Source organism: Sorangium sp. So ce145, assembly GCF_051525985.1.
Lineage (GTDB): Bacteria > Myxococcota_A > Polyangia > Polyangiales > Polyangiaceae > Sorangium > Sorangium cellulosum_B.
In genome coordinates this window covers 11,396,947-11,416,067 of sequence record NZ_CP150315.1, presented here as the reverse complement: position 1 = coordinate 11,416,067, position 19,121 = coordinate 11,396,947, and the positions used below count along the sequence as shown (strand labels likewise).

Genomic DNA, 19,121 nt, shown 5'->3' with positions numbered 1-19,121 from the left:
AGTCACCCTGTCCCCTCGCGCGGAGCGCCGCGCGCCGCGCGAATCTATCTCACCTTCGCCAGCCCGTGCAGGTACCCCGGCGTCTTCAGGCCGAGCTTCGGGCCCCCCTCGGCCGTGAGCTCGATCAGCGTGCTCTCCGTGGAGCCGCTCCCCTCATCGATCGTGAAGACCCGGCCGTCGACCTCGAAGAAGGAGACGTTCGCCGGCGAGGGGGCCAGCTCCCCGATCGCCGCGGCCTCGTTCGTCGCGGTGTCCCACCGCCACCAGTGCCACGCCGGCTGGCTCGTGACGCCCGACGTCTTGGTCTCCTCCTCGATCGTGGCGAGATCCGGTTCGAACACCCGGAGGAAGAGGCCGTCCCCGCCCGCAGGGATGGGATCGCCCATGATCGCGCCGTCCGAAAGCTCGCTCAGGAGCAGATGGAAGTCCGGATCGAAGGCGTCCGCGTCCTTCAGGATGCGCAGCGCGCAGGGCTCGGACTCCAGACGATCGAGGTGATAGGCCGCCCCCGCGAGCGCCGAGCTCACGAAGTAGGCGTCGCCAGAGGCCGTCTCGACGGGCTGCGTGATCCCGCCGCACCGGTCGTCGACGTCGAACCGCACGACGGTGTCCGTCTCGGTGTCGATCGCGATGAGCCCGGTCTCCGGAAGAATGGTGTCGGTCGTCTTCCAGTCGAACCACCCCACCGAGATGAGCAGCGTCTTGCCGCGCAGAACAGACCCGTACGCGTACAGCGCCAGGTAGCCCTCGCGGTGCGTGTCCGGCAGCGGGATCGTCCCTTCCACCTCCATCGTCGTGGGGTTCCACACGACGATCTGCTCGCCCGCGCGATCCGGATGATAGACCTTCGTCGACGAGATGATGTAATTCGTGGGCCAGAGGGACTGCACGCCGAAGGGCTGGAAGCTGATCGAGTCTCCCTTGACCAGCTTGTTGGAACCATCGAGCGTGTAACGCGAGATCGTCGGCGCCTCGGCCTCACCGATGCCGAACCAGCCCAGCCCCCCGAACGCGAACAGCCGCGCCGATCCGGGGATCTCGAGCGCCTGGGACGGGTCGACCTCCGTGCCTGGCTCGATCGACGGCAGCACGTGAAAGTAGGAGTTGGTCGCGGTGTCGTCCCAGACGCGCGTGGCGACGATGAACGCGTCGCCGCCGTCCTGCCCGCCGCCACCACCGCCCTGCCCGGCGCCGCCGCTCTGACCGGCGGGGTTCGACGTCCCGTCGTCGCCGCAGCCGCTGCCGAGCACGCCGGTCAAGAGCGCGAGCGCAAAGGCCGTCGCGCCCGTTCGGTTCGATGACCGCTGCTTCCGCTCAATCACACTCATCTGCGTCTCCTTCTGTCGTGCGAGCGAGGCGGCTCACCTCGACATCGTCGTCATCACATCTCCAGCGTCGCCTTGGAGAACAGCGTCCGCCCGGGTCGCTGGACACCGTAGAAATCGGAGGCCCGCTCGTTGGTGAGGTTGTGAGCCTCGATGGTGAAGCTCACCGTGCGCGGCTCGTCGCGCGCGACATAGGTGAGCGCGAGCGAGTGCAGGAGCTGCGAGTCCACCTTGGCCTTGGAGTCGAGCTGCCCCCAGTTCTCGAAGCCGAGGTAGAACTCGTGCACGTAGCGCGTATCCCAGGTGAGCGAGATCGCGTCGCGCGGCGCGACGACCTCCTGGAGCTGCACGCGCGCCGAACCGTTGGCGAAGAGCCACGGCCGGTTCGGCATCCGTTGGCCCTTGGAGCCAGCGAAGTTCCCTTCGTCGGACGTCTTGCGAAAATCGTCGTAGGTGATGTTGCCGTCGAGGGCGAGGTGCTCCCCCGGCGACGTCCAGCCGGCGGCGGCCTCGATGCCCAGCGACCGTGCCCCCGAGACATGGATGTACTGGATGGAGTCCGTGCGGTTGTTCAGCACGATGAGCCGCTCGACCGCGCGGACGAAGCCGTTCGCGTCGAGCCGCCACGCGCCCGACGCGGTGTCGCGCGCGTCGATCGTGAAGCCGACGTTTCCGTTGTGGCTCGTCTCGGGTTTGAGCGCGAGGTTGGCGACGATCATCGCCCCGTCGCCGAACACCTCGACGGGCCGCGGGAGCCGCGTCGTCCACTCGTACGACGCCTTGGCGTAGAGCCACTCCGCGAAGCGATAGCGGAGCCCGTCGCCGAAGCCGAGGCGATGGGTGTCGCGCTCCCGCTGCTCGAAGAAACCGTGGAGCCCCGGGAGGCGCCCCTTCATGCGGAGCAGCTGCACGTAGTCCTTCACGAAGAGGCTGTTCTCCAGGCGATCGTCGAACAGGTTGAGCTGATGCTCGACGCCGTGCACCCAGGTGAACAGGCTGTGCGCGCCCCTGAGCTGCTCGCGGGCGTCATTGTCCAGCCTGCGCTCTTCGGCCGTGCGCGTGATGAACGTGGGAGACACGGAGAGCTGCAGCGCGTGCTCCGGGTGAGGCCGGTAGCGGAGGCTCAGGCGGCCCAGGCCGCTGTGCTCCCGGAACACCCGATCCCGGGGGGACGTCTCGTCCTCGCCTGGATTGGGGCGCTTGCTGCGGCAACGACCGAACCAGTCGTAATTGCACTCGCTGACATCGAGGAAGGTGGCGCGCCCGTACGTGTACCCCACGAGCGCTTCGAGCGCGACGCCGCGGCCGAGCCCTTGCTCGTACTGGAGCGTCGCCCCCGGCGCCGTCTCGCCGTTCGTGACCTCGCCATAAGGCGTCTCCATGACGCCGAACTTGTGCTGATGCTCCTTGTCGTAATCGGTGACGAAGGCGCGCAGGAGCAGCCGCCGCGCCCAGGGCCGATTCACGAAGCCGACCTCGGCGCTCCCGCCCGCCGCCCGGTAGGCGTCGTGGAAGCGGCGGACGCGGGTGAACTCGGAGTCTTTGCGCCCGGTCTTGAAGTCCACCACCCGGACATCCACCGGATAGTCGTTCTTCGCGTAGTCGAAGAAGCCGCTCACGCGGGTGAAGAAGCCGCTCGGCTCGTGCAGGTGCCGCGCCGAGAGCGTGAGCCGGTGGGTGTCGTACGAGCCGACCTCGTAGGACGCCGCGCCATGGGTGCCGCGGACGTCCCGATTCGTGACCAGGTTGACGGCCCCGCCCAGCGCGTCGGCGCCGAAGCGCACCGGGACCACGCCGCGGTAGATCTCGACGCGCTCGACCAGGTTCACGGGCACGTTCGAGACGCCGAACGGGTACCCCGCGAGATCGAGCGGCACGCCGTCGACGAAGAAGCGGATCTGTTCGTCCGTCAGGCCGTTCAGCGAGAAGCGCGCCCAGGAGCCGAGCCCCGCGCTCTTCCGCACGCCGACGCCCTGGGTGCGGGCGAGCACCTCGCCCATGTCGGCGGTCCTGCGCTGCGCCTCCTCGGTCTCGATGACCGTGATCGCCTGCGCGGACTGCCGGAGGCGCTCGGCCATCGCGGCGCCGCGCACGGTCACCTCGGCAGGCGCTGCGTCGTTCGCCGGGTCGGGCCCCTTCGCCGGCGGAGGAGCTGCGTTGTTGGCCTGGTCAGACCTCTTGGCCGGCGGGGGCGTGGTCGCCGCCGCGCCCGTGGCCGCGACCGCGCTTCCACCCGTCGCCGGGGAGGTGGGCTCGGCCGGGGGCTCCTCGGGGAGCCGGAACTCGTAGCCGTAGAGGATCCGTGCAGCGATCGGCGTGCCGTCCCGGCGCGCCGGCGTGAAGCGGGAGCGGAGCGCCGCCGCGCGGGCGGCCTCGTCGAAGCCGTCGCCCAGCGGGCGCGTGACCTCGGCCTCGGTCACGCGCCCCGCCGCGTCGATCAGGAGCTTCAGCTCGACCGTGCCCTCCCGTCGTGCCGCTCGGGCCGCCTTCGGGTACTCGGCCTCGGCGCGCTCGAGGAGCTGCGGCGGCTCGATCCGGGGGCCTCCCGCGCCGGTCGGTGAGCGATCGAGGCCCGGCGAGCCAGCGACAGGCGCGCTCGCGGTCGGCCCCCGGTCCCCCGCGGCGCGCTCGGGCATGCCTTCGTCCTGCGCGTGCGCTGGTGTCTGCAGGCCAAGCAGCAGGAAGGTCAACACGCCTGCAAGCGGGCCTCGAAGCGCGAGAGCACCTCGCGCAGCCGCGTCCACCTTGGACCCGGCCCGCGGGTCGGGACGCGGCGACGGGGGAACCGAACTGACAAACATGTCCGGAACTTCCGGTACCCAAGATGAAAACAGAATTCAATTTCATTCGTCGATGGGTCGCATCGTCCAGAACCCAAGATTCCAGCTTTGATGGATTGTCCGCGCGCCTCTGAACCGCGCCCTGGTCCCCCCGAGCGTGGACCTGGAGCACCTCGCTGACCGGACCGCTCCCCCCCTCCGGCCACGCCCCGCCAGACCTCCCTCAGCGCCCCCAGCCCCCCGTCCCGCCGCTCCGCTCGCCCTCGTCGCGCATCCTCGCGGACCAGTGTCGGTTTTTGCCTTGACAGCACTCGGATCTGTATTCCATAGAACCGTCGTTCAGAAGTTGATCATCATTTTCATTTTCAACATTGCAACAACAGGCGCGTGACGCGGTCGCCGAGGGAGCTGTCCGGCGCCTTCGCTCACAACGCTTTGCGTCATCAGGCTCGGAGCCCAGAGCCTGGTGAGCGGGACCTCTTTTTTGTCGGGCTTTCTTCGTCGGGAGCTGAGGTGGCGATGGAGTCGAACCGATCCTCTGGGCGTGCGATCAGCGATCGCGGCGCGGGCGAGCCTGCGACGCTGGTCGCGCTGCTCCGGCGTCGCGCGGAGCAGCGCCCGTCGGGGCAGGGCTACACCTTCCTGGTCGACGGGGAGGCGGACGCCCGCTCGATGGCGTACGGCGAGCTCGATCGGCGGGCGCGCGCGCTCGCGGCGGAGCTCCAGGCCGGCGCGCGGGCGGGTGACCGCGCGCTCCTGCTGGTGCCGCCGGGGCTCGACTTCATCGCTGCCTTCTTCGGCTGCCTTTACGCGGGGCTCGTCGCGGTGCCCGTCCCGCTGCCGCAGCGCAAGAGCGGGCTGATGCGCGTGCTGGCCATCGTGCGCGACTGCCGGCCGAGCGTCGTGCTCACCACCGAGGCGTTCCTCGGCGCGGTGACGATGCTCCGCGACGACCCGAGCTTCGCCGAGCTGAGCCACCTGCGCTGCATGGCCGTCGACACGATCCGGGACGGCCAGGAAGACGCGTGGCGAGCGCCGCGCGTGACCGCCGAGACCGTGGCGTTCCTCCAGTACACGTCGGGCTCGACCGGGACGCCCAAGGGCGTGGTGCTCACGCACGGCAACCTGCTGCGCAACGAGCTCATGATCCAGCGAGCGTTCGCGCACACCGAGGAGAGCGTGATCGTCGGGTGGCTGCCGCCGCACCACGACATGGGGCTCATCGGCAACATCCTCCAGCCGCTCTACGTGGGCGTGCCGTGCATCCAGCTCGCGCCCGAGCACTTCCTGATGAGGCCGCGGCGCTGGCTGGAGGCGATCTCGCGCTACCGGGCCACGACGAGCGGCGGGCCGAACTTCGCCTACGAGCTGTGCCTCCGGAAGATCCCCCCGGAGCAGCGGGAAGGGCTCGACCTCGGCTCATGGCAGGTGGCGTTCAACGGGGCCGAGCCGATCCGGGCGGCGACGCTCGACCGCTTCGCCGAGGCGTTCGCGCCCGCGGGGTTCCGGCGCGACGCGTTCTATCCCTGCTACGGGCTGGCCGAGGCGACGCTGCTCGTGACCGGCGGAGCGGCCGGCGCGCCGCCCGTCGTGCGCGCCGTCGACCGCGCGGGTCTGGCCCAGGGACACGCGGTGTTCGAGCCGCGAAGGCCAGAGGACGGCGTCTCCCTCGTGGGCTGCGGGGGATCACCCGCGGGCGACGAGGTGCGGATCGTCGATCCAGAGACGCTGAGGCCCTGCAAGGACGAGCGCGTCGGGGAGATCTGGGTCGCCGGAGCGAGCGTGGCCCAGGGCTACTGGGAGCGGCCGGAGGAGACGGCGCTGACGTTCGAGGCCCGGCTCTCCACGGGAGAAGGGCCGTTCCTGCGGACCGGCGATCTCGGGTTCTCCTCGCGCGGCGAGCTGTATGTGACGGGCCGGCTCAAGGACCTGATCATCGTCCGCGGGCGCAACCTCTACCCGCAGGACATCGAGCTCACCTCGGAGGAGAGCCACCCGGGCCTCCGCGCCGGCGGCGGCGCGGCGTTCTCGGTGGACGTCGACGGCGAGGAGCGCATCGTCATCGTCCAGGAGCTCGGGCGGCGCGCGCCCACGTCGGAGCCGGCGGAGCTCGGGGCGGCGATCGAGCGCGCCGTGGCCGACCGGCACGAGGTCGCGGTCCACGCGGTCGTGCTCATCAAGCCGGGGAGCCTGCCTCGGACCACGAGCGGCAAGGTGCAGCGGAGGGCGTGCCGCGCCCGGTTCCTGGACGGCTCCCTGGACGCCGTGTGGCAGTCGGCGGCCGGCGCGCGCGTGGAGGCCGAGAGCGCGGAGCCGCCGCAGACGGCGCTGGAGAGCACGCTGGCAGGCATCTGGGCCGAGGTGCTGGGGCGCGGGCGGGTCGGCCGGAGCGAGGAGTTCCTGAGCCTGGGCGGCGATTCGCTGCGGGCCATGCAGGTGAGCGGCCGGGTGAGCGAGGCGCTCGGCGTCGACGTGGGGCCGGCGCAGCTCTTCGAGTCGACGACGGTCGCGGCGCTCGCGGCCTGGATCGAGGCGAGGCAGGCCGGCGCGTCGACGGGCGGATCGACGGGCGGATCGATGGGCGGCCCCGCGGCGCTCACGCCGGTGGAGCGGCCGGAGCGGCTGCCGCTGTCCCTCGTGCAGGAGCGCCTCTGGTTCCTGGAGCAGCTGGTCGCGGGGGCGCCGGTCTATCACATCGCGGCGGCCGTGCGGCTCACCGGGGCCCTCGATGCGGGGGCGCTCGAGGAGGCGGTGACGGCGCTCGCGGCCCGCCACGAGGCCCTGCGCACGAGCTTTCCCGCCGTCGATGGGAGGCCCGTCCAGCGGATCGCACAGCCCGCGCCGGTCGCGCTGCCGCTGGAGGACATGAGCGCTCTTGCAGAGGAAGCGCGGGAGTCCGCCCTGCAAGCGCGCCTGCGCGACGAGGCGCGGCGCGCGTTCGACCTCGCCGAGGCGCCGCCCGTGCGCTGGACGCTCCTCCGCACGAGCGAGCGAGAGCACGTGCTCTCGGTCACTTGCCATCACCTCATCGCGGACGGCTGGTCGATGAACGTGCTCCTGCGGGAGCTCTCGCTGCTCTACGGCGCGTTCGCCGCGGGGCGGCCCCCGGCGCTCGCGCCGCTCGCGCTGCAGCAGGCGGATCACGCGCTGTGGCAGCGCCGGAACGAACAGACGGCGGCGCGCGAACGGGAGCTCTCGTACTGGCGCGACCGGCTGAAGGGGCCCGTGCCTCCCCTCGAGCTCCCCACCGATCGGCCGCGGCCCGCGGTCCAGACCTACGCAGGGGCGCGCGAGGAGCTCGCGCTGCCGCCGGAGCTCGTGGCGCGGCTGAGCGCGCTCGGGCGGCGGACGGGCGCCACGCTGTTCACGATCGTGGCGGCGGGGCTCTTCTCGCTGCTGCACCGGTACACGGGCCAGAGTGATGTGTGCATCGGGACGCCGGTGACCGCGCGGCCGCGGGCGGCGCTGGAGGGCGTCGTCGGGTGCCTGCTCAACACGCTGGCGCTGCGCGTCGACCTCTCGGGGAATCCCAGCGTCACCGAGCTCCTCGCCCGCGTCCGCGCGGCGGTCCTCGAGGGGCAGGCGCACCAGGAGGTGCCGTTCGAGCGCGTCCTCGAGGCGCTGTCCCTCGAGCGGAACCTCAGCCACACGCCCCTGTTCAACGTGATGATCACCATGGATCCCGCGCCCGAGAAGGCGCCGGAGATCCCCGGCCTCTCGATCGGCGCGCAGCGGGTGGACACGGGGACGGCCCAGTTCGATCTGGCGCTCAACCTGGTCCCCGACGGCCAGGGAGCGCGCGGCGCCTGGGAATACAACACCGATCTCTTCGACGGCGCGACGGTCGCGCGGATGACACGGCACCTGCTCGCCCTCCTCGAGGGCTTCGTCGCCACGCCGGAGATCCGGCTGGCCGATCTGCCGATGATGGATGCGGCCGAACGAAGGCAGGTCCTCGCCGGCTGGAACGCGACCGAGCGCGCGACTCCGGACGAGCGGCGCGTCCACGAGCTCTTCGAGGCGCAGGTGGAGCGGGCGCCGGACGCCGTGGCGGTGATCTTCGATGAGGAGCGGCTGAGCTATCGAGAGCTCGACGAGCGCGCCAACCAGGTGGCTCACGCGCTCAGGAAGCGCGGCGTGGGGCCGGACGTGCTCGTGGCCGTCGCCGCAGAGCGCTCCGTCGAGCTGGTCGTCGGGCTGCTCGGCATCCTCAAGGCCGGCGGCGCCTACGTGCCGATCGACCCGGAGTATCCCGCGGACCGCATCGCGTTCATGCTCGAGGACGCGGGAGCGCCGGTCCTGCTGAGCCAGCGGCCCGTGGCCTCGCGCCTGCCGCCCCACCGCGCCCAGGTGCTGTGCCTGGACGCGGATCGCGCCGAGATCGACAGCGAGCCGACTGGCAACCTCGCGACCCCGCTGTCGCCGGACAACCTCGCTTATACCATCTACACCTCGGGCTCGACCGGCAGGCCCAAGGGCGCCGGCAACAGCCACCGGGGCCTGCTCAACCGCCTGCACTGGATGCAGGAGCGTTACGGCCTCACCCCGCAAGATCGGGTGTTGCAGAAGACGCCCTTCAGCTTCGATGTCTCGGTCTGGGAGCTCTTCTGGCCCTTGATCACCGGCGCCGGCCTCGTCGTCGCGAAGCCCGGCGATCACCGCGACGGCGAGCGGCTCGTCGAGCTGATCACGCGGAACGGCGTCACCACGCTGCACTTCGTCCCGCCCATGCTCCAGGCCTTCCTGGAGACGCCGGGCGCGGCCTCGTGCCCGTCGCTGCGCAGGATCATCTGCAGCGGCGAGGCGCTGCCGGCGGAGCTCGCGCGGCGGTGCTTCGAGCGGCTGCCGGACGCCGAGATCCACAACCTCTACGGGCCCACCGAGGCGTCCATCGATGTGACGTACTGGGCCTGCCAGCGAGGGGACACCTCCGCCTCGGTGCCCATCGGGTACCCGATCGCCAACACGCAGATTTACCTGCTCGACCGCCACGGCCAGCCCGTGCCCGCCGGCGTCGCCGGCGAGCTCCACATCGGCGGCGTCGGCCTCGCCCGCGGCTATCACCGGCGGCCCGACCTGACAGCGGAGCGCTTCGTGCCCGATCCGTTCGGCTCCGCCCCGGGAGGGCGCCTGTACCGGACTGGCGATCTGGCGCGCCATCGCCCCGACGGAGCCATCGAGTTCCTCGGCCGCCTCGACTTCCAGGTCAAGATCCGCGGCCTGCGCGTCGAGCTCGGCGAGATCGAGGCGCGCCTGCTCCAGCACCCCGGCGTCGGCGAGGCCGTCGTCCTCGCCCGCGACGAGGCCCACGGCGGAAAGCGCCTCGTCGCCTACGTCGCCGGCCGCGACGGCGCGGCGCTGGAGCCCGAAGCGCTGCGCGCCTGGCTCGCCGAGGCGCTCCCGGCCTACATGGTGCCAGCGCCGATCCTCGTGCTCGAGCGGCTGCCGCTGTCGCCCAACGGCAAGGTCGACCGCCGCGCCCTCCCCGCCCCCGAGCAGCTCGACGCGCCCGCCAGGGCCGTGACGCCGCCGCGAACCGACCTCGAGCGCACCATCGCGGCGCTCTGGCGAGAGGTGCTGTCGGTCCCGCAGGTCGGCATTCACGACAACTTCTTCGATCTGGGCGGACACTCGCTCTCGCTGGCCAAGGTCCACAGCCGGCTGCGCGACACGGTGGACCGTGATCTGCGGCTGCTTGTCCTGTTCCAGCACCCGACCATCGCCTCGCTCGCGGCGGCGTTGAGCCGGGATCCCAGCGCCGAGACGGCGCCGCAGGGCGGAGCGACGGAGGGCGAGCGGGCGAGGGCCGCGCAGCAGCGGCGCGGAGAGATCTTCGCGCGCCGGCGCGGCGGACTGGAGACCAAGAAATGACCACACCGACCAGCGGCGAGCCCCGCCCGGGCCTGGACATCGCGATCATCGGCATGGCCGGGCGCTTCCCTGGCGCGCCGGACGTGGCGACGTTCTGGCGAAACCTCTGCGCGGGCGTCGAGTCCGTCTCGATCTTCACCGACGAGGAGCTCCTCGGCGCGGGCGTGGACCCCGCGCTGATCGCGCGGCCCGAGTACGTGCGGGCGCGCGGGGTGCTCGACGACATCGAGCTGTTCGACGCGGAGCTCTTCGGGTTCACGCCGCGCGAGGCCGCGGCGCTGGATCCGCAGCACCGGCTGTTCCTGGAGTGCGCGTGGGAGGCGTTCGAGAGCGCCGGGATCGACCCCGAGCGCGCGGGCGGCCCTGTCGGCGTGTACGCCGGATCGAGCCTGAGCGGGTACCTGGCCCACCTCTTCCCCGACGGGCCGCGCCTGCAATCGGCGGCGGACGTCGCGGCGCTCCTCGCGCTCGACAAGGACTTCCTCACGACCCGCGTGTCGTACAAGCTGAACCTGGAAGGGCCGAGCATCGCCGTGCAGACGGCGTGCTCCACGTCGCTCGTCGCCGTGCACCTGGCCTGCCAGGGGCTGCTCGGCGGCGAGTGCGATCTGGCGCTGGCGGGCGGCGCCTCCGTGAGCGTCCCGCAGAAGAGCGGGTACCTCTACCAGGAAGGCGCGATCGCGTCGCCCGACGGGCACTGCCGCGCGTTCGACGCGGGCGCCCGCGGCACCGTCGGCGGCAGCGGCGTCGGCGTGGTCCTCCTGAAGCGGCTCGACGACGCCATCGCGGATCGGGACGCGATCATCGCGGTCATCAAGGGATCGGCCATCAACAACGACGGCCGGGCCAAGGTCGGGTACACCGCGCCGCGCGTCGACGGCCAGGCGCGCGCGATCCGCGCGGCGCACGCGGCCGCGGGCGTGGACGCGGGCTCCATCACGTACGTGGAGGCGCACGGCACCGGGACGCCGCTCGGCGATCCGATCGAGATCGCCGCGCTGACCCAGGTGTTCCGCGCGACGACCGACCGGAAGGGCTTCTGCGCGATCGGCTCGGTGAAGACCAACGTCGGGCACCTGGACGCGGCCGCGGGCGTGACCGGGCTGATCAAGGCGGCGCTCGCCGTGGCCCACGGGAACATCCCGCCGAGCCTGCACTTCCGCGCGCCGAACCCGGCGCTCGACCTCGAGAACAGCCCCTTCCGCGTGGCCGGCGAGCTCGAGGCGTGGTCGACCCCCGGCGCGCCGCGCCGCGCCGGCGTGAGCTCCTTCGGCATCGGCGGCACGAACGCGCACGTCGTCCTCGAGGAGGCGCCGCCCCCGCCGGAGGCAGACCCGCCCAGGCCGTGCGAGCTGCTCGTGCTGTCGGCCCGGTCGAGCGCGTCGCTCGAGCGCCTGACCGACGCGCTGGCGGAGCACCTGGAGACCCGCGCCGACCTCGAGCTCGGCGACGTGGCGTTCACGCAGCAGTTCGGGCGCCGGGCGTTCGATCACCGCCGCGCGGTGGTGTGCCGCTCGCGGGAGGAGGGGGCACGCGCGCTGCGCGATCGCAGCGACGCGGTGCGCACCGGCGGGCCGGTGACGGGGCCGCGGCCGGTCGCGTTCCTGTTCCCCGGGCAAGGCACCCAGCGGCCCAACATGGGACGCGATCTCTACGAGACCGAGCCCGTGTTCCGGGCTGAGGTCGACGCCTGCGCTGCGCTGCTCCAGCGCCACCTGGGCGCCGACCTGCGGGCGCTGCTGTTCCCGGCGCCCGCGGACGTCGAGGACGCGGCGAGGCGGCTCGATCGGACGTCGATGACGCAGCCGGCGCTGTTCGTCGTGGAGTACGCGCTCGCCAAGCTGTGGATGGCGTGGGGCGTGACGCCCGACGCGATGCTGGGGCACAGCGTGGGCGAGTACGTGGCCGCCTGCCTCGCGGGGTGCCTGTCGCTCGAGGACGCCGTGGCGCTGGTGGCGGCGCGGGGGCGGCTGATGGAGGCGACGCCGGACGGGGCGATGCTCGCGGTGTCCGCGGCCGAGGCGGAGGTCGCGGGCTGGCTCGGCGACGAGGTCGCGCTGGCCGCCGTCAACGGGCCGCGGCAGTGCGTGCTGTCCGGGAGGGCTGCGGCGATCCAGCGGGTCGAGCAGGAGCTCGCGGGCCGGGGGATCGAGGCGCGCCGGCTGCGCACGGCGCGCGCCTTCCACTCGCACCTGATGGACGGCGCCCTCGCGGCGTTCCGTGAGGCGGTGGGCAGGGTCACGCTGAGGACGCCGCGCATCCCGTGGGTCTCGAACGTCAGCGGGAGCTGGATCACCGCGGCCGAGGCGCAGGACCCCGCGTACTGGGTCCGGCACCTCCGCAGCACGGTCCGCTTCGCCGATGGCGTGCGGGCCCTGCGGGAGCAGTCGGAGCGGATCTTTCTGGAGGTCGGGCCGGGGCAGACGCTGACGGCGCTGAGCCGGCAGCTCGCGGGGGAGTCGCTGGCGCTCGCGTCGATGCCCATGGGGCGCGAGCCTGCAAACCAGGGCGCGGCGGGGGCGGCGCTGCTCGACGCGGTCGGGCAGGTCTGGGCGGCCGGCGCTGCGGTGGACTGGGCAGGCCTGCAGGCGGGGCGACGCCGGCGGCGCGTCGCGCTGCCGGGGACCCCGTTCGAGCGAAAGCGGTACTGGCTGGAGCGGCCCGAGGGGAGGGGGGCGACCTCAACCTCGGTCGGTTCGACCTCAACCTCGGTCGGGACCTCAACCTCGGTCGGGACCTCAACCTCGGTCGGGACCTCAACCTCGGTCGGTTCGACCTCAACCTCGGTCGGTTCGACCTCAACCCCGGTCGGTTCGACCTCAACCTCGGTCGGGACCTCAACCTCGGTCGGGACCTCAACCTCGGTCGGGACCTCAACCTCGGTCGATTCGACCTCAACCTCGGTCGGTTCGACCTCAACCCCGGTCGGTTCGACCTCAACCTCGGTCGGTTCGACCTCAACCTCGGTGCGGGCATCGTCCGATCTGGATGGAATTTTCTACGTCCCATCGTGGAAGCGCTCCCCCCTGGAACCGCTCGCACCCGCGGCGGACGCCGACGAGGCGCACTGGCTCGTCTTCACGGACGAGGAGGCGATTGGCTCCCGGCTCGTCGAGCGGATCGAGCGCGCCGGCCGGCGGGTCACCCGTGTCCGGAGCGGCGAGCGCTTCGAGCGCGCCGCGGAGCGCTCCTTCACGCTCCGCCTGGACCAGCCCGAGGACTACGCCGCGCTCCTCCGCGACCTCGGCGCAAGCGCGGGGCCGCCCACGCGCGTCGTGCACGCCTTCAGCCTCGGCGATCCGCGCGGCCACCACGACGCCACACGAGAGGCGCAGCTCGACCCGGGCGCGTTCCGCGAAGCGCAGCGCCGCGGCTCGGCCAGCCTGCTCTGGCTGGCACGGGCGTTCGGCCAGCAGCCCGGAGCCGCCCACCTAATCGCCCTCGCCAGCGGCCTGCACGACCTGACCGGCCGGGAATCCCTGCGCCCCGAGCACGCCCCGCTCCTCGGCGTCTGCAGGAGCGTTCCGCTGGAGTACCCCCACCTGCGCTGCCGCGTGATCGACCTCGAGGCCCCCGTCCCGGACGCCTCCGAGGCCGATCGCGTCGTCGAGCGGATCCTCGCGGAGGCGCGCTCCGACGCCGCCGACACCGTCGCCGTCTACCGCGGCCACCACCGCTGGGCGCCGGCCGTCGAGCCCGTCGCGCTGAGGCCAGCCCAGGCGGCGCCCCCCTTGCTGCGAGAGCGCGGCGTCTACCTCATCACGGGTGGGCTGGGAGGCATCGGCCTCCGGCTCGCGGACCACCTCGCCCGCACGGCGCGCGCGCGGCTCATCCTCACGGGTCGCTCGGCCCCGACCGACGAGCAACGCGCGCGGCTCCTCGCGCTCGAGAAGGCCGGCGCCGAGGTGATCGCGCTGCGCGCCGACGCCGCCGACGCCTCGCAGATGCGCGCCGCCGCGCGCGAGGCGATCGACCGGTTCGGCGCCCTGCACGGCGTGATCCACGCGGCCGGGGTCGCCGCCGGCGGGCTCATCGACCGGCTGACCGCGGACACGCTGGACGCGGAGCTCAGCCCCAAGGCGCTCGGCGCGCTGGCGATCGACGAGATCGCCCGCGCCCTCAAGCCGGATTTCGTCCTGCTCTGCTCCTCGATCACCGCGCTGAGCGGCGGCCTCGCCCACGCAGGCTACGCGGCCGCCAACGCGTTCCTCGACGCGTACGCGCAGGCCTGCGCGCGCAGGGCCGGGCCGTACACGGTCTCCGTCAACCTCGATCGGTGGCGCAACGTCGGCATGGCGGCCCGCGCCGAGGCGCGCCTCCTCGCGCTCGGGATCGACGACGTGATCCGCGACGGGATGAGCCCGGAAGAAGGCCTGCAGGTCTTCCACCGCGTCCTGAGCCAGGCGGCGCTGCCGCAGGTGATCGTCTCGGTACGCCCACTCCACGGCCTGCCCAGCGACGACGAGGGCGCCGCCCTGGCGCGGCGGCTCGGCGCCGGCGGCGCCGCCGCGGCAGGCCGCAGCCACGAGCCGCCCCGGCGCGCCGGGGCAGCGGCCGCCAGCGCAGCCGAGGGCCTGTCGCCCGAGGCGATCACAGCGCAGGTGACCGCGATCTGGGCGCGGGCGTTCGGCATCGATCCCATCGATCCCAGGAAGGACTTCTTCGCCCTCGGCGGCGAGTCGCTCCTCGCCCTGCAGATCCTCAACCGCGTCCGCGAGGCGTTCCAGGTGGAGGTGCCGCTCCGCGCGTTCTTCGAGCGGCCGACCGTGGCCGCGCTCGCGGAGCGCATCCACGAGGCGCGCGGCCAGGCGCCCGCGGGCCCGAGGCCCGAGCCGGCGCTGGTCGCGCTGCCGCGGACCGCGCGGCGGCTCCCCGGCGCCGGAGGCCCGGAGGCGCCGGCGCGCCCGGACGGCGAGCCGGGCGGCTCGAAGGCGAAGGAACGAAAATGAGCGTGCTCGGCTTCCTCGTGCGCCGGTCGCGCCGGTCCCTCCTGCTCGCCATCGCCGCCGGCGTGATCAGCGGCCTCACGGCCGCCGGCGTCATCGCGCTCGTCCATGAGGCGCTCTCCGCGGAGGGCCGCCCCGCGGCGCAGATCGCGTGGGCCTTCGCGGGGCTCGCCGTCGTCGGCGTGCTGAGCAGGGCCGTCTCCCAGGTGCTCCTGACCCGGCTGGGACAGGCGCTGATCGCCGAGCTCCGCGTGCAGCTCAGCCAGCGCATCCTCGAAGCGCCGCTGCGCCACATCGAGCAGCTCGGCGCCCACCGGCTGCTCGCGACGCTCAACGACGATCCGGCCGTCATCTCGGAGGCCTACATCCACTTGCCCCTCCTGTGCGTGAACCTGGCCACCGTCCTCGGTTGCCTGGCCTATATCGGGCGGATCGCGTGGTCGGCCCTGGCGATCGTGCTGGGCGCGATGGCGCTCGGCGCCCTGCTCTTCCGGACGCACCAGCGGCGCGCGATGCGCGCGTTCACGCGCGCCCGCGAGACGAGCGACGCCCTGTTCAAGCACTTCCGCGGGCTCACGGGCGGGATCAAGGAGCTCAAGATGCACAGCGGGCGCGGCAGGGCGTTCGTGTCCGATGTCCTCGGCGGCAGCGTCACGACGTACCGGCGGGCGTTCGTGGCGGGCACGACCGAGTACGCCATCGCGATGGGCTGGGGCACGCTGCTCTTCTACGCCGTCCTCGGGATCGCGCTGTTCGCCCTCCCCGCCTGGGCGGGCCTGACGACGCCTGCGCGGTCCGGCGTGGTGCTGGCGATGCTGTTCCTGATGACGCCGTTCGCTCAGCTCGTCGAGCTGATGCCGTCCGTCGGGCGGGCCAGCATCGCGCTCGAGAAGGCGAGCCAGCTCGGCCTCTCGCTGGCGCCCGAGGCCGAGGCGCCGCAGCGCGGAGCCGGCGCGGAGGGCGCGCGCGCGACGTGGGAGCGCATCGAGCTGGCCGGCGTCACGCACCGCTATTACCGCGAGAAGGAAGAGGGCAGCTTCCAGCTCGGGCCCATCGATCTGACGTTCCGGCCCGGCGAGATCGTGTACCTCGTCGGCGGCAACGGCAGCGGCAAGACGACGCTGTCCCTCCTGCTGCTCGGGCTCTACGCGCCGGAGTCCGGCGAGATCCGGCTCGACGGCGCGGCCGTCGACGACGCGAGCCGCGAGCGGTATCGACAGCTCTTCTCGGTCGTCTTCGCGGACTTCCACCTCTTCGAGCACCTGCTCGGCCTGCACGGCCCCGACCTCGACGAGCGCGCCCGGCGCTACCTCGAGCGGCTGCAGCTCGATCACCGGGTGCGCGTCGAGCAGGGCGCGCTCCACGTGACCGGGCTGTCGCAGGGGCAGCGCAAGCGCCTCGCCCTCATCACCGCCTACCTCGAGGACCGGCCGTTCTACGTGTTCGACGAGTGGGCGTCCGATCAGGACCCGCAGTTCCGGAGGTTCTTCTACACCGAGCTGCTCCCCGAGCTCCGGGCGAGAGGCAAGACAGCCCTCGTCATCACGCACGACGACCAGTACTTCGCGCTCGCGGATCGCTGCCTGCGGCTCGACTTCGGCCGCCTGTCGCAGCTGCCCGCCACCGCCGCCGAGCCGCGATCGGCGCCGAGAGAGAACGGCGCGAGCGCCCGTGTCGATGAGGGCAGTCGCGCTCGATCGGCGCAGGTCCACCGCCTCGCCGTCGAGCGGCAGGCCGCGCTGGAGCCCGGCGCCCACGGCCACGAGGCGATCAGAGCAACGGAGCAAGAGGCATGAAGCAGGACATCCGATCACTCCTCCTCTCGGCGCTCGTCGCGCTGACGGCCGCCGGCTGCGCGGAGGGCGCCCAGGGCGGGACCCGAGCCCCGGCGCCGCGCGCCGGCAACGCGACGACGTTGCCCGGCCTGGAGGGCCCCGTGACGGTCACGTCCGATCGGCTGGGGATCCCCACGATCAGCGCCGCCTCGCGGCAGGACGCCCTCCGCGCCCTCGGCCTGATCACGGCGCGCGACAGGATGTTCCAGCTGGACCTGCTCCGCCGCAGCAACGGAGGACGGCTCGCGGAGATCCTCGGACGCGGCCTCTTGGAGGCCGATACCCGGCAGCGCGAGCACGGCGTCCCGCAGGCCGCGAGGGCGATCCTCGCGCGCCTTCCGGCGAGCCAGCGCGCCGCGCTCGACGCGTACGCCGAGGGCGTCAACGCGTACCTCCGGAGCGCGGAGGCGCTGCCGATCGAGTTCCAGAAGCTGGGCTACCGGCCCGAGCCGTGGCGCCCCGAGGACAGCGTCCTCGTGGTGCTGGGGATGTTCAACGCCCTCAGCGAGAGCGAGGACAGCGAGCGGACACAAACGGTCCTGACACACAGCCTCCCGAGAGGGGTGATGTCCTTCCTGCTCGAGAGCGTCGATCCGTACACGAGGGCGCTGCTCGGCGCGCAGGACACCGCGCCTCCGCCGCTGCCGGCCGAGGAGCTGCGCGCGCTGGTGGCGCATCGCCGGAATCAGCGCCTGCCGAGCCCGCCGAGCCAGCGCGTGCTCGGCGAGGACGCCGGCGAGGCGCCGATCGGCTCGAACGGCTGGGCGGTGGCCGGCCAGAGGACGCGGGACGGCCGCGCCATCCTCGCCAACGACATGCACCTCGAGCTCGGCGTCCCCAACATCTGGTACCGCGCCGAGCTCCGTTACGGCGAGCGCGACGTCGCGGGCGTCGTGCTGCCCGGCGTGCCCGTGGTCATCGTGGGGACGAACCGCCATGTCGCCTGGGGGCTGACCAGCCTCCTCGGCGACGTGATGGACCTCGTCCGGCTCGAGACCCTGCCCGAGCGCCCGGGCGAGTACCGGACGCCCTCCGGGTGGAAGCGGTTCGACGTCGCGCAGGAGACGATCAAGGTCCGCGGCGGGCCCGACGCGATCGTCACCGTCCGCAGGACGATCTGGGGGCCTGTCGCGGCGCGGCCGCTCCTCGGAGCGCCGGTCGCGATCCGCTGGACGGCGCTCGATCCCGAGGGCGTCGACCTCGGGATCCTCGAGATGGATCGGGTCCGGAGCGTCGACGAGGCCGTCGCCGTGATGAGCGCCGCCGGCGGGCCCGGGTGCAACGTCCTCTTGGCCGATCGGGACGGCCGCGTGGCGTGGACGGTGACAGGGCGCATGCCCCGGCGCCGCGGGTTCGACGGCTCGGTCAGCGTCTCCTGGGCGGACGGGCGCGCCGGCTGGGACGGCTACCTGGCCCCCGCCGCGCTGCCGCGCATCGTCGATCCGCCGTCGGGGTTCGTCGTCAACGCAAACCACCGCATGCCGCTCGCCCAGGGCGCGCCGGTGCTCGCTCACGACCACGCGAACGGCTACCGCGCCTACCGCATCACCGAGCGCCTGCGCGAAACGCACCCGGTCGCCGAGGCGGACATGTTCCAGCTGCAGCTCGATACGCGGGCCGAGTTCTTCGGCTTCTACCGCGACCTCGCGCTGCGCGTGCTCACCGAAGAGGCCGTGTCGAGGCGGCCGGCGCTCGCCGAGGCGCGGCGCGCGGCGGCCGCGTGGGACGGCCGGGCGGACGCGTCCAGCGTCGGGCTGCCGCTCCTGGCGCGGTTCCGGCGCGTCCTGACCGACGACGTGTTCGCCGCGTGGCTCGGCGCGAGCCGCGCCGCCGAGCCGGACCTCACGCTCGCGCCGCCCGACATCGACACGCCCCTCCAGCGCGCCCTCGAGGCGCGTTCAGCGGATCTGGTGCCTGCGCCGGCGGGCGGCTGGGACGCGTTCGTCCTCGGGGCGCTGGAGAAGGCCATGATGGCGGTGAAGCAGGAGAACGGCGGGCGGCCCCTCGACCAGCTCGAGTGGGGCGCGGTGAGCCGGGTGCGGATCGCGCACCCGCTCGGCGCGAGCCCGGAGCTCGCCGCGCTCCTCAACATGCCTGACGAGCCGCTCCCGGGGTGCAGCGTCTGCGTGCGCCTCTCGAGCCGCACGGTCGCCGCGAGCGAGCGGCTCGTCGTCTCGCCGGGCCACGAGCAGGACGGCATCCTGCACATGCCAGCAGGCCAGTCAGGCGACCCGCTGTCGCCCCACTACCGCGATCAGCAGCGCGCCTGGGTCGACGGGCGCCCGCTGCCGCTCCTGGCGGGGCCGGCCGAACACACGATCACGCTCGTTCCCGAGCGACGCTGACGTCATCACGACATCTCGA

6 protein-coding genes are annotated in these 19,121 nt (G+C 72.9%); 4 read left to right on the top strand and 2 right to left on the bottom strand.

Going from position 1 to position 19,121, the window contains the following annotated elements:
• Nucleotides 1–44: 44 nt before the first annotated feature.
• Nucleotides 45–1,328: a hypothetical protein gene (locus tag WMF34_RS42380; RefSeq protein WP_012240873.1), complete on the bottom strand. Its 1,284-nt coding sequence runs from the start codon at nt 1,326–1,328 to the stop codon at nt 45–47.
• A gap of 53 nt (nt 1,329–1,381) precedes the next feature.
• Complete coding sequence (gene mxcH / locus WMF34_RS42375) at nt 1,382–4,018, bottom strand: TonB-dependent siderophore myxochelin receptor MxcH (RefSeq protein ID WP_437991373.1); 2,637 nt, start codon at nt 4,016–4,018, stop codon at nt 1,382–1,384.
• A gap of 606 nt (nt 4,019–4,624) precedes the next feature.
• Here mxcH and WMF34_RS42370 point away from each other — a divergent pair.
• The 4 genes from WMF34_RS42370 to WMF34_RS42355 are packed head-to-tail and all read left to right on the top strand — an operon-like array spanning nt 4,625 to nt 19,102.
• Entirely contained in the window at nt 4,625–9,976 is a 5,352-nt protein-coding gene (locus tag WMF34_RS42370; RefSeq protein WP_437991372.1) for an amino acid adenylation domain-containing protein, read from the top strand.
• The gene (locus tag WMF34_RS42365) at nt 9,973–14,925 is read left to right on the top strand and encodes a type I polyketide synthase (RefSeq protein WP_437991371.1); all 4,953 of its coding nucleotides are present in this window, start codon (nt 9,973–9,975) and stop codon (nt 14,923–14,925) included. The genes WMF34_RS42370 and WMF34_RS42365 overlap by 4 nt, the downstream gene beginning before the upstream one ends.
• Nucleotides 14,922–16,718: a cyclic peptide export ABC transporter gene (locus WMF34_RS42360; protein WP_437991370.1), complete on the top strand. Its 1,797-nt coding sequence runs from the start codon at nt 14,922–14,924 to the stop codon at nt 16,716–16,718. The genes WMF34_RS42365 and WMF34_RS42360 overlap by 4 nt, the downstream gene beginning before the upstream one ends.
• Nucleotides 16,715–19,102, top strand: a complete 2,388-nt coding sequence (locus WMF34_RS42355) for a penicillin acylase family protein (RefSeq protein ID WP_437991369.1) — start codon at nt 16,715–16,717, stop codon at nt 19,100–19,102. Before WMF34_RS42360 ends, WMF34_RS42355 begins: the two co-directional genes overlap by 4 nt.
• Nucleotides 19,103–19,121: the final 19 nt, after the last annotated feature.

Coding starts and splice junctions, on each gene's coding strand:
- WMF34_RS42380 (WP_012240873.1), bottom strand. CDS start 1,328: ATGAGTGTGATTGAGCGGAAGCAGCGGTCATCGAACCGAACGGGCGCG.
- WMF34_RS42355 (WP_437991369.1), top strand. CDS start 16,715: ATGAAGCAGGACATCCGATCACTCCTCCTCTCGGCGCTCGTCGCGCTG.
- WMF34_RS42360 (WP_437991370.1), top strand. CDS start 14,922: ATGAGCGTGCTCGGCTTCCTCGTGCGCCGGTCGCGCCGGTCCCTCCTG.
- WMF34_RS42365 (WP_437991371.1), top strand. CDS start 9,973: ATGACCACACCGACCAGCGGCGAGCCCCGCCCGGGCCTGGACATCGCG.
- WMF34_RS42370 (WP_437991372.1), top strand. CDS start 4,625: ATGGAGTCGAACCGATCCTCTGGGCGTGCGATCAGCGATCGCGGCGCG.